This window comes from Arthrobacter sp. MMS18-M83 (genome assembly GCF_026683955.1).
Taxonomy (GTDB): domain Bacteria; phylum Actinomycetota; class Actinomycetes; order Actinomycetales; family Micrococcaceae; genus Arthrobacter.
Map to the genome: position 1 here is coordinate 1,861,814 of NZ_CP113343.1, position 11,785 is coordinate 1,873,598.

Sequence of the window (11,785 nt, forward strand, 5' to 3'; positions counted from 1 at the left end):
GCCGGCCCGCCGCGCAAGGCGAGCCCGCCCCGCAAGGTGAGCGCCCGACGTCGGACGCTCACCAAAGCTGCCAGCAGCGCCTCGCGATGGAGCCCCCTCGCTATTGCGCCACGTGCCGGCGTCGCATGAAGGTTCAGGTCACGCCGCTGGGCTGGACCGCTGAATGCTCGCGCCACGGACGGCTGACGTCATGAGCGTCATCCAACGCGACCGGGCGAGCCTTTGGCATCCGTACGCTCCGGCGTCGGGAACGCTGCCCTTGTGGGAAGTCGAAGATGCCGACGGCGTGGCGCTGCGGCTCCGCGACGAAAGCTGCCGCGCGTATGAGGTGCTCGACGCCATGTCCTCGTGGTGGTCCGTCATCCACGGGTACCGCAACCCCCTCCTGGATGCCGCGGCGAAGCGCCAATTGGGCAAGTTCAGCCATGTGATGTTCGGAGGCCTTACGCACGAGCCCGCGGTCGAACTGGCCGAACGGCTTGTGGCGATGGCGCCTTCCACTACGGGTCGTCCACCGCTGGAGCGGGTCTTCCTGGCAGATTCGGGGTCGGTGTCCGTGGAGGTGGCGCTCAAGCTCGCGGTGCAGTTCCAGACCGCGTCGGGGTTTCCCAGGCGGCAACGCTTCCTGAGCATACGCGGCGGCTACCACGGCGATACCTTCGCCGCGATGGGAGTGTGCGACCCCGTGGACGGCATGCATTCGGCTTTCCCCGGACTGCTCGCCGCCAACGTGTTCGCCGCGAGGCCACCCGCGGCGGGCGCGCCGCAGGAGGAGATCGCGGAGTGGCGGGCGCAGGTCGAAGGCCTTGCCGCGGAGAACACCAATGAGCTGGCCGCGATCATCGTCGAGCCAGTGCTTCAAGGCGCGGGCGGCATGTTCATCTACGCCGCCGAATGCCTGCGCATCCTCCGCGACATCGCCGATCGGCACGGGATCCTCCTGATCCTGGACGAGATCGCTACCGGTTTCGGCCGCACGGGCGAGCTGTTCGCCGCGGAGCATGCGGGCGTCGTTCCGGACATCATGTGCGTGGGGAAGGCCCTCACCGGCGGTTACCTCACCCTTGCGGCGACACTGTGCACCGGCGAAGTGGCAGCCCGCGTTTCGACTGCCGGTGCAGGTGCTTTGCTGCACGGGCCTACGTTCATGGGCAATCCGCTCGCCTGTGCCGTGGCCAATGCAAGCCTGGGAATTCTCGACGGCGGCGCTTGGCGTAGCGACGTGTCCCGGATCGGCACGGGCCTGGCCGCCGGCCTCCAGGTCGCTAACGCGCTCGACGCCGTCAAAGAGGTCCGTACGATCAGCGCCGTGGGCGTCATTGAGTTAAACACGGAAGTGGACGTCGTCGCCGTGACGAGTGCCGCCGTCGGGCACGGCGTGTGGGTGCGGCCCTTTCGGAATCTCGTCTACGCGATGCCGCCCTACATCAGCACCGAGGAAGACGTTCGGCGGATGGCTGAAGGCATGGTGGCGGCTGTGGCCGAGGTGCACGGCCCATGAGCAGGTCAATGACCGCGTGGTTGGTACAGCAGGCTGCGGTCCGCGAGCGCCGGGGCCTCGTCCGGGCACCCGTGACGCGCAGCGAGGCAGGCACCTCGGTAGACCTGGCCAGTAACGACTATCTTGGCCTCGCTATGGACCCCAGGTTGGCCGAGGCTGCCCGGGAGGCGATCGTCCGTTGGGGAACCGGCGCCACGTCCTCGCGACTGGTTGCCGGCACCACCGAGTTGCATCTGGAACTCGAGGCCGAGCTCGCGAACCTCACGGGCATGGAATCCGCGCTGGTCTTTTCGTCCGGATATTTGGCCAATCTGGGCGTCACTGCGGCGCTCGGCGGCCCTGGGACACTCATTGTGGCGGACGAACATTGCCATGCCTCGCTGATTGACGGTTTCCGCTTGAGCCGTTCAAGGGTGGAAACGGTCCCCCACAACGATCTCGCTGCAACCGCGCACTGTCTTCGAAATCGTACGGAACCGAGGGCCCTGATCGCCGTCGAGTCCATCTACAGCGTCTTTGGCGATGCCGCCCCGCTCCCCCGGGTGCTGTCCGTGGCTGAAGAGCACGACGCCATGCTGCTTGTGGACGAGGCCCACAGTATCGGCGTTGCTGGCCACGGCGCGTTCCAAGGCTTCGGCTCGGTGGCTGGAACCGAGCTCTCAGGCCACCCCAACGTTGTATTGACGGCAACGCTTTCCAAGTCGCTCGGCAGCCAAGGAGGTGCCGTGCTGGGCAGTACCCTGCTCCGCGAACACCTCGTCAACAGGGCCCGCAGCTTCATCTTCGACACCGGCCTCGCGCCGTCGTCGGCCGCCGCCGCGCTGGCCGCCGTCGGGATCATCCGCACGGAACCCTGGCGTGCGGCGGCTGTCCATCGTAACGCTGCCAGCCTTACAGCCGGTCTGGCGTCGGCGCTCGGCGGCGCCGCCGTCGAACCCGTTGGTGAGTCAGCTGGTGCCGTGCAATCCATCCCGATGCCCTCTGCCACTGCCGCGCTTGCGGCAAGCCAGGCGGCACACCAGATGGGCGTCCGCGTCGGCTGCTTCCGCCCGCCATCTGTCCCCGACGGTGTTTCCCGCCTCAGGCTGACAGCTCGCGCCACCCTGACGCCCCACGACATCGACTACGCGTGCGCAACGTTGCGCCGCATCCTGGAGGAAACAAAGTGAAACTGCCCCACATAGTGCTCATCACAGGAACGGACACGGGCGTCGGCAAGACGGTCACGACGGCGGCCCTCGCGTCTGCGCTACAAGCGGAGGGCCGCTCGGTGGCCGTGTACAAGCCGTGCCAGAGCGGCGCTGCAGCTGGCGACTCCGACTGCACTGAGATCATTCGCCTGGCCGGACCACTCACTGCCGAGGCCGGCGTCGTGCTTCAAAAACCCCTCGCCCCGGTGCCCGCTGCCGCGCTGGACGGGGTAAAGTTGCCGCCGCTCGCGGCACATGCCGCGCGTGTCCGCGAACTCGCCAGCACCCATGACCATGTCCTGGTGGAGGGTTCGGGCGGTCTCCTTGTCGAGCTAGACGCCGACGGCGGCACGCTGGCGGATCTGGGCGGGCACCTCGGACGGGACGCGACGTTTGTGCTGGTTGCGCGTCCCGCGTTGGGAACCCTCAACCACACAGCGCTGACTCTCGAGGCGCTGGACCGCAGGGAACTGGCCGTCCAGGGAGTGGTCCTGGGAGCGTGGCCGGATGAGCCGGGCGTCCTGGAACACGGCAACCGGGCAACCATTGGCTTGTTGCGGCCGCTTATCGGGGTGTTGCCCGAGCGTGCGGCAGACCTTCCCCCGGTGACTTTCCGGGAAGCAAGCACACATTGGTTGAGCGGAGCCTGGTCATGAGCGCCGCTTCTGCCAGCACACAGACGTGCCCGTATCTGGTCCTGCGCGAGCCGTCCGCGGTGCGGGAAGTCCTGCACCGACCGGACGACTTCAGCCCGGCGAATGCCCTGATCGCGGTGACGCCTTTGTCGGGTCAGTCCCTTCGTGTCCTGCAGCGTGCCCGCTTTGCGCTGCCGCCGGTGCTGGCCAGCAACGATACGGCCTCCCACGCAGGCATCCGCAAGGTGGTGGCCGGATTCTTCACCCCAGCGACGGTGGGCGCTGTGGAGCCCCGGATTCGCGAGATCGCACGGTATGCTGCAGCGACGGCGGTTGGGCTGCTAGGGGCTGATGGGCGGGTAGATCTGGTGCAGGCCGTCGCTGCGTACCCGCCGGCGATTGTGATGCTGGAGCTTCTTGGGCTCCCTGTACGCGATCTTCCGGAGTTGAAAGCGTGGAGCCTGGATTCTCTGGAGCTTTTTTGGGGCTGGCCGGACGCCGAGCGGCAATTGGAGCTGGCCGGGAGTGCGGCGGCCTTCTATGGCTGGCTGCGGGAGCTTGTCCTTGAGGCCGTGGGGTCTCCGGGACGCAACCTCTTCAAGTCATTGGCAGAGCACGGTCTCAGCACTCCCGAAATCTGTTCCCTCGGCTACTTCCTGCTAATCGCGGGACAGGAAACCACCACCCAGCTCATCAGCACGGCATTGTTCCGCCTTGCCGAGGGGTCCGCAGGCTTTGCCTGGGATGACGCCGCCTCCGGCTCCACGGCGCGCGACCTCATCCGCCACGTCCTCGCGACCGAGTCTTCAGTCCCCACCTGGCGCCGGATTGCCGCCCGGGACACGGTGCTCGACGGCGAACACCTCCCCGCGGGTGCCGAAATCCTGCTGGAACTCACGGGAAACCACGAGTCGCCAGACCAAGCTTCGACGGCCCACGGGCTCGGTCCAACGGCCTACGGGCTGGCCTTCGGCTCAGGGATCCACCGCTGCCTTGGTGCGAAACTCGCGGAACTGGAGGCCGCCGTCGTCGTGCAGGAAACCGCGGCAGCGCTACAAGGCGTTCGCCTCGCAGGCCCGGAACCCGAGTGGCTCCGCCTGTTGTCCTTCCAGGCGCCGCGGACGGTCAGCGTCGAGTTCTGACGTTCCCCGACGCCCGCTCACATCTGAGGCTCTTACTACCAACGCTCACTCACATCTAACGCGTTTCCCACCAACCCTCACTCACATCCGACGCAATTCCCACCAACCCTGGAATTTGGCCGCATAAGAGAGCGAGCGTGGCAGGGAAAGTGAACCGTCCCGGGAATCATGCCGCCTGTTTGTTTGCGGCGACGTCGGGTAACGAGCCGATTTCTCGAGCATAGTATGCCTGCTCGAATTCCTCGGGCGTCTGGTGGTCCAGTGCGGAATGCAGGCGTTCGGTGTTGTACCAGTGGACCCACTCGAAGACGATCTCCATCACCTCGGTTTCGGTCTTCAACGCGCCGGCGCGGAAGGGTGAATCCTTCGCGACAGCTTCGTTCTTGAAGAGCCCCATCACGGTCTCCGCGGCAGCGTTGTCATAGGCATCACCGACGCTGCCAATGGATGGCTGCAGGCCCTCCAGGGCCAGGGTCTCGGTGTACCGGATGGAGGTGTACTGGCTGCCCGCATCCGAGTGATGGATCAGTCCTGCCGGTACCGGCCGGCCGGTGTGCTCGCGGCGCCACAGTGCCATCCGCAGGCAGTGTTCGACGAACGCGGTGTCCTTGATCGTTGAGGTCTCCCACCCGACGATTGCCCGGGAGTACAGGTCGATGACCAATGCGACGTAGACGAATCCGGAGTAGACCGGCACGTAGGTGAAATCGGTCACCCAGATCCGGTTCGGGGCCGGGGCGGTGAAGTCCCGATTCAGCAGGTCGCCAGCGCGCCGGCCGTCCTTGCCGGGGATTGTGGTGCGGGTCTTGCGGCCTCTGATGAGGCCGTTCATGCCTTCTTCGCGCATGAGCCGGTCCATGGTGTGCTTGGAGGTTTCCGGGAAGCCGTTACGGCGCAGCCACTGCGTCATCTTCCGCCTCCCGTAGATAATCTCGGGCCTGGGGCGTCCCTTCGCATCGGGGACTTTCAAGCTGCGGAGTGCGTCGGTGATACGTGCGTCTTCGATGGTGCGCGGGGCCGGCGGGCGTTTCTTCCACGCCCGGTAGGTTCGTGCGGCGACCTGCGCGCCCTGCTCCCGCAGGACGGCGCAGATCGACTCGACCGCATAACCAACAGCCCGCATTTCGTCGATGAACCGGCAGATCAGCGGCGGCGAGGGTCGAGCTCCCTCGCGAAGAAAATCGAGGCCTGTTTCAGGATCTCGTTGGACTCCTTCAAGTCCCGAACCTCGGCCCGAAGCCGCTTGATCTCCTCCAGCTCGTCACTGCTTGGTCCGGTCTTCTCACCGGCATCGACCTGGGCCTGGACAACCCAGCGGCGCAGCGACTCAGGACCGACTCCGAGCTTCGGGGCCAGCGCCTTGCAGGCAGCATAAACAGACGGGTATTCGGACAACCGATCCAAGGTCATGCGCACAGCACGGTCACGGACTTCGGGCGGGAACTGCTTGGGCATAATCACTATCTTTCTCACAGAAGATAGCGGCATCAAACGGTAATACTGGAACCGGTCTTGAGCCGGTGTGGCTCACACTCAAACTGACGTGCTTTCGGGCACTGTCTTTCCCGGGATCTGTCCACCGGCTCAAGGTCCGTCAAGGGTGCGTTGAGCCAGGCGGACATGACTTCATAGGAGCCTGATTCGACCAGTCCCATTACCGTTTTGTCTGCCCACCTGGCCCGCGCCCCCGTCAACCAGTCATTGAACTCGAATGAGGGGCAGTCTCCATCTTGGCAAACGAAGCAACCGATGTCATCGTCGGTATCGACACCCACGCCGACACGCACCACGTGGCCGTCATCACCGGATACGGCAAGCCTCTCGCGGACCGGGAATTCCTGGCGGTGGGGTCCGGATACCGCAAGATCTTGGACTTCATTGCCAGCCACGGCACGGTCACCGCGGTGGGCATCGAAGGAACAGGTTCATACGGTGCCGAACTCGCCAGGACCCTCCGCGGCGAAGGGCTGACGGTGCTGGAGGTGAACCGTCCGAACCGGGCCGAGCGCCGTCTGAAAGGCAAGTCTGATCCGCTGGACGCCTACCAAGCCGCTCAATCGGTGCTCGCCGAGCGGGGCATCTCGGTTCCGAAAGCCAAGGACGGCCCCGTTGAATGCCTGCGCATCCTGCGAACCGCGCGCTCTTCGGCAGCGAAAGCCCGCACCGTCGCGGTCAACCAGATCAAGGGTCTTCTCGTTTCGGCTCCGGAAGGACTCCGGGCGAAGTACCGGGGGCTGGGGACGCCGGCGTTGATCATGGCCCTCCAACGGGCCAGGCCCTCCGGCCACGTCGCCGACCCCGAGTACATGACCTTGCTGACGTTGAAAGCCCTGGCCGTTCGTTACCATTCCCTGGCGGCAGAGATCGCCGCTGCGGACGCCTCACTGCAGGAAATCCTCGACACCTACGCACCGATGCTCTGTGACCTGACAGGGGTCGGGACGGAAGTGGCCAGCCAGCTACTGGTCACTGTGGGAGACAACCCGGATCGGATCGGCAGTGAACCTCAGTTCGCGGCCCTCGTCGGGGCCGCGCCCATTCCGGCATCATCGGGGAAAACGACTCGTCACCGGCTCAGCCGGGGAGGCGACCGCAACGCCAACCGCGCCCTGCACCAGGTGGTGCTGGTCCGTATGTCATCGTGCCGCCGGACCAGAGACTACGTGAACAAACGCACTGCCGAAGGCAAGAGCAAGCGGGAGATCATGCGCTGCCTCAAACGGTACGTGGCCCGGGAAATCTACCGTCAGATCACCAACCCCCAACCGGCGCCAAGCAATGCCGACCTGCGCCAGCAACGCACCAAACTCGGATTCACCATCAATGCCGCCGCCGGCCATCTCGGCCAATGGCCCTCCGTCATTTCCCGCCTTGAGCGAGGGCTCATCCGCAACGACTCCCTTGCCGCGACCTACCGGCAATGGCTGGCCGACCAGACACCGCAAAACGCGAATTGACAACTATAGGAGCATCCCGGGACGGTTCAAAGACCCATATAAGTGAGCGAGGGTCGCTGGGGAGGCCGTGCGTAGACTGAGGATATGGGCGAGAGCCGTGACCTGCTGACGCCTGAGCAACGCAGCCTGAACATGTCCAAGATCCGGGGCAAGAACACCAAGCCCGAGCTTCTAGTCCGGCAGCTCCTGCACGCGAAGGGGTACCGGTACCGGCTTCATGGGCGAGCCGCGGGCGGGAAGCTACCGGGCAGTCCGGATCTCGTCTTTGCAGGCCGGCACAAGGTGATCTTCGTCAACGGATGTTTCTGGCACTTCCACGATTGCAAGGCGGGCCAGCACGCCCCAACTGCCAACGCGGACTTCTGGGAAGCCAAGCGAAACCGCACCCGGGAGCGCGACGCCGCACAGCGGGAACTGCTGAGAGCCTCAGGTTGGGAGGTTCTCACCGTGTGGGAATGCGAACTGCGGGACCGCTCGGCTTTGGAGGATCAGCTTACGCAGTTCCTCGACGGCGGCCGAACAGGAAATAGCTCAGCGGCCCAAAGAAGTTGATGAAACTCGCCGCCCTCCACAATGCTTTGTTTCCCCGGATTTGAGCCTCGGGGGTCTTGGAGATGCTGCGTTGTGCCGCCACCAGTAGCGCCAATTGCCCCGCACCCACCAAGGCCACGCCGGCCCGTTGCCCGGGAGTCATGTCTTTCCAGGATTTCTTCTTCTTGCCGCGCATGATGCCTCCATCTGCAAATAACTGCTATCTCAGGCTAGACCGAGTGCCGTCCGGACGGAACAGGTATAGCCCGGACGGAACAGGCCACCGCTGTGGAGCGTCAGAGACGCGCTTGCCGGACCACTTCTCCCCACGACTGTTCGGCGAGGTCGGCGACGGCGGCAAGAATCTCCGCCGGTGACAGCGACAAATCAAGCGGATACTCGACAATGTCGATGTCCGTGTTGAGGATCCTCCGCAGCTTCATCTCGCCCTTGCCCGCGTAGACCAGCCACGCCGTGGGAACCCGCAGGGCAGTGCAGTAGGCCAGCATTTGGTAGTGGTCCGCATTGAGTGATGCCCCGGAGTCCGTGGCGGCCCTGTATTTGGTGCCGTACGCCACGACGGGCCTGCCACCCAGGAAATGCACGGCGTCGGGGCGCACTGTGAGCCGGTCCGAATCCCGCACGGCCTCGTTGAGGGTGGCACCATATTGAAGCCGCATTTCGCCTGGATGTGCTCGCATGGCTTGGCGCAGTGCCACGCCCACGAATTCCTCAAACACGCGGGACATGTCCACCACGAATGAGGCGGTCTGCTGTTTTCCCTCGCCCGCTTCGGCAGAGGCATTGCGCAGGATGAGCTCGGCCAAGCGCAGCACGGGGTGGTACCGGAGATTCATCCGATTGGCCTGCCACCTCGGGAGGGGCGCTCCGGACTGCAGCCGGGTGACGGCGTCGAGCTTTCCCTTGAGCTGCCGCAAGCGGCTGAGGACGTTCTGCCGGACGCCGGGTACCTTGCCCATCCGCTCAAGCGCGGCGCGCAGAATACGGTTTTCGGGAATGTCCTCGGTGAATTCGTCGTAGGAGACTTCCAGCGGAACCAGCATCCCTGGGCGGCGAGAGATCTGGTCCGAGATCCGGATGCGGCCTTTGACCGTCCGGAGGGACTCATCCACGGTCAGGTACCCCTGCAGGGGACCGCGGCTGAGGGCCCGCTCCGCCAACTGGGCTAGGGATTCCGCCAGCGCGCTCCACAAGTCCTTGTGCTCGACGGCGGCCACGGAGTCCTCGCGGAAACCTTGATCCCCGGCGTAGCTGAGCAGGAACAGCAGTCGGCTCAAGCCCAAGCGGTCTTTGGGCCGTACCTCGAACTGGACGGTCGGGGTGCGCACGGAGCCGACCTTGCCCACGGGCTCGATCCGGTAGAGGCCCATCCCCATGGGCGAGGCCTTCGCGAGCCCGCTGGAATTGAGCAGCGCTGCGGCGTCCGGATCAAGCTTGTCCACGATGCCGCCGGAGAGCTCGTCCATAACGATGTGCCGGACAGCCGGGACCTTCGTGGAAGCGCGGGCCGCAGGCCGTCCGATACCCGGTGCGCGGGCGGGCCGGGGTGGAGCTGCCTTAGCGGGCCGCAAGTCGACCCAACAACTGGTCCAGACCGAAGCGCTCCTCCAGCTGGGCCCGATTCAGCTGACCGTGGTAGTGCTCCTCCAACAGCGGCATGAGCTCGTACTTCCAGATTCGGCGCAGCCCGGCCGGGTTCTGGGCCGCATTCTTCATGAAGTACGACGGGCCGATCATCAAGTCCCGGTCCCAGTCGTCAATGGAGTCGTTCAAGGCATCGAGCAGGTCCGCGTTGAGGGTGTCCAGGCCGCGGGCCGAGAGGAACCGCCTCAGCGAGCCGCGGATCGGTTCCACCTTCGGGTGCAATTCAACGAACGCGAAACGGCGGCGGATGGCGGCGTCCATCATGGCGATGGAGCGGTCCGCCGTGTTCATGGTGCCGATGATGTAAAGGTTGTCCGGTAAGCTGAACGGCTCGTTCGGACTGTACTGGAGATAGATGCGGTCGTCCCGGTATTCCAGCAGGAAGTACAGCTCACCGAAGACCTTGGCTAGGTTTGCCCTGTTCATTTCGTCGATGATGAGGAAGTACGGCTTGTTGGAGTTCCCGGGTTTCGCGGCTTCTTCCGCGAGACGCCGCAGCGGCCCGGCAACGAGCTTGAACGAAACCTGGCCGTCGTCGGTCTTATCCGGCCGGAAGCCCTCGAAGAAGTCCTCGTACGCGTAGGACGGGTGGAACTGCACCAGCTTGACGCGCTCATCGGTGCTGTCCCCCGCGAGTTCGGCAGCCAAGTGCTTGGCGAGGTAGGTCTTGCCTGTGCCTGGAGGGCCATAGAGCACCAGTTGGCGGTTCTCTTCCAGAAGCTCGGCGATCTCCTTGAGCGGCTCGAGCTCCATGTGCAACGACGCGGCGAACTCTTCCGTGAGGGGGCGGAACCCTTCAATCACGGGCTCGACCACGGTGTCCGGGGCGGCGGTCTCCTCACCGTCGGATTCGGCTTCAGCGGGCAGGAGCGACTGCAGTGACTGGATGACCTTGGTGACGTCCACGACGATCCCCGGGGTGGAGAGCTGGCGTTGGACGTGCCGTGGAGCTTCCGCAATGGGGTGGGTCTCGTCGAACCAGCGCACTTTGCGGCGTAGCCGGCGGTTGTCTCCGTTGTGTTCGGGTTCGCCCAGGACTACGCCGATCCTGACTGCTCCGGAGCTCTGGAACAGCGCGAGGTCGCCCGGCTTCATCACGGTCAGGAACGCGAAGACAGCGGTCTTGGTGTCTTCCCGCTCTACGTAGCCGAGGTGTTTGTAGTCTTCGTCCACGGCATGCTGGACCACTCCGGCTGTGACGCCGGGGGTGAGTTCGCGGAGGTGCTCGACGTCGAGGGTTGCCTTTTCTTCGTCCTGCCAGGCGGCGAGGAGCTCGGCGGCGTCTTGGTGCGTGCGCAGCAGCCAGGCACGGCGGCCGGGGTCTCCCACTTTGCGCCACTGGCTGACGAGCTGCCGATCGTACCAATCGATACGCTGGCCGGCCTGTTCGTCCAGGTGCAGCCGGATCCGGTGGACGTCCGCGGTGATGTCGTTTTCGGTTTCGCCGTGGGCGCCGCCTACGAGCGAAGCGAAAGCGTCCCGGATTTCGCGCCGCTCCACGTCAGCCACCACAGGCTCGAAGTAGCTGGGCCATGCCAAGTATTCGATGCTGCGCCGGATGGCTGGCTGGTCCTCGGGGGTTGCTGCGGCGAGTTCGTGGAATTTCAGCGGGTCCTTGAGGGCTTTGGTGATGCTCGCGTTGGACTGGCCATCCACGTGCGCCACGAAGCGGCACAGCCAGGTGAGGTGGTCCCAGATGGTCCAGTTGAACTCTGCGGTCCGGTCACGGATGACGCCGTGATCGGTCATGCCTTGGTACAGCTCCTTGGGCAGCTCAAGCTCGGGATCAAGCCAGGACGCGGCCTCGGCAACGCGTGCTCGCTTCACCTTCAGCGATTTGACCTCATGGGCCAGCGGCAGGGACTGCAGGAAGAGGAGTTCGACGGCGAGCAGCTTGGTCTCGCGGGATGCCCCTTCCAGGTTTTGGCGCAGATTGGTCATCATGGGCGCCTTCGAGTCTCCGACGCCGCGTTCCAACCGCTCCAGGAGCTCGCCGGCGGCGTCCACGGTCCAGGTGCGGGTGCCGGAGTCGAGCGCCGAAGCCTTGCCTTGCAGCCCCGGGCCCAGCACGAACCACGCCGCATCTTCGATCTCCTTGGAGATACCGGGGGCACGGGTCAGTGGTGTTTTGGTGGAGGGAGTCACCCTGCCAACTTACATGGTT

11 protein-coding genes are annotated in these 11,785 nt (G+C 65.0%); 7 read left to right on the forward strand and 4 right to left on the reverse strand.

Going from position 1 to position 11,785, the window contains the following annotated elements:
• Positions 1–86 precede the first annotated feature (86 nt).
• Genes bsaP through OW521_RS08800 form a run of 5 tightly spaced genes read left to right on the forward strand, consistent with a single transcriptional unit; the run spans position 87 to position 4,468 of the window.
• Positions 87–194, forward strand: a complete 108-nt coding sequence (bsaP, locus tag OW521_RS24375) for a biotin synthase auxiliary protein BsaP (protein ID WP_442781268.1) — start codon at positions 87–89, stop codon at positions 192–194.
• On the forward strand, positions 164–1,501 hold the full coding sequence (locus OW521_RS08785) for an adenosylmethionine--8-amino-7-oxononanoate transaminase (RefSeq protein WP_268024606.1): 1,338 nt from the start codon (positions 164–166) through the stop codon (positions 1,499–1,501). The genes bsaP and OW521_RS08785 overlap by 31 nt, the downstream gene beginning before the upstream one ends.
• 8 nt (positions 1,502–1,509) lie before the next feature.
• Complete coding sequence (locus tag OW521_RS08790) at positions 1,510–2,670, forward strand: 8-amino-7-oxononanoate synthase (protein ID WP_442781269.1); 1,161 nt, start codon at positions 1,510–1,512, stop codon at positions 2,668–2,670.
• On the forward strand, positions 2,667–3,347 hold the full coding sequence (gene bioD, locus OW521_RS08795; protein ID WP_268024610.1) for a dethiobiotin synthase: 681 nt from the start codon (positions 2,667–2,669) through the stop codon (positions 3,345–3,347). The genes OW521_RS08790 and bioD overlap by 4 nt, the downstream gene beginning before the upstream one ends.
• A complete protein-coding gene (locus tag OW521_RS08800; protein WP_268024612.1) occupies positions 3,344–4,468 on the forward strand; it encodes a cytochrome P450 in 1,125 nt (374 codons plus the stop codon). The genes bioD and OW521_RS08800 overlap by 4 nt, the downstream gene beginning before the upstream one ends.
• 166 nt (positions 4,469–4,634) lie before the next feature.
• On the opposite strand, the gene OW521_RS08805 is transcribed toward OW521_RS08800, so the two are convergent.
• Positions 4,635–5,923 (reverse strand): IS3 family transposase gene (locus OW521_RS08805; protein WP_268020705.1). Its coding sequence is split into 2 segments (ribosomal slippage): positions 4,635–5,650 and positions 5,650–5,923, totalling 1,290 coding nucleotides; the frame shifts between segments, so codons are not numbered across the junction.
• A 275-nt stretch (positions 5,924–6,198) separates the two neighbouring features.
• Here OW521_RS08805 and OW521_RS08810 point away from each other — a divergent pair.
• Positions 6,199–7,425 (forward strand): IS110 family transposase, encoded by a 1,227-nt coding sequence (locus tag OW521_RS08810; RefSeq protein WP_268020706.1) that lies wholly within the window; start codon positions 6,199–6,201, stop codon positions 7,423–7,425.
• Positions 7,426–7,509: 84 nt separating this feature from the next.
• Positions 7,510–7,977, forward strand: coding sequence for a very short patch repair endonuclease (locus tag OW521_RS08815; protein WP_268024614.1), 468 nt, complete (start codon positions 7,510–7,512; stop codon positions 7,975–7,977).
• Here the strand turns inward: OW521_RS08815 and OW521_RS08820 are convergent.
• The 3 genes from OW521_RS08820 to OW521_RS08830 form a co-directional block, all read right to left on the reverse strand.
• Positions 7,919–8,152 (reverse strand): PLDc N-terminal domain-containing protein, encoded by a 234-nt coding sequence (locus OW521_RS08820; RefSeq protein ID WP_268024616.1) that lies wholly within the window; start codon positions 8,150–8,152, stop codon positions 7,919–7,921. The genes OW521_RS08815 and OW521_RS08820 overlap by 59 nt on opposite strands.
• 100 nt (positions 8,153–8,252) lie before the next feature.
• On the reverse strand, positions 8,253–9,443 hold the full coding sequence (locus OW521_RS08825; RefSeq protein WP_268024618.1) for a 5-methylcytosine restriction system specificity protein McrC: 1,191 nt from the start codon (positions 9,441–9,443) through the stop codon (positions 8,253–8,255).
• A 91-nt stretch (positions 9,444–9,534) separates the two neighbouring features.
• Entirely contained in the window at positions 9,535–11,766 is a 2,232-nt protein-coding gene (locus OW521_RS08830) for an McrB family protein (protein WP_268024620.1), read from the reverse strand.
• Between the last annotated feature and the right edge of the window lie 19 nt (positions 11,767–11,785).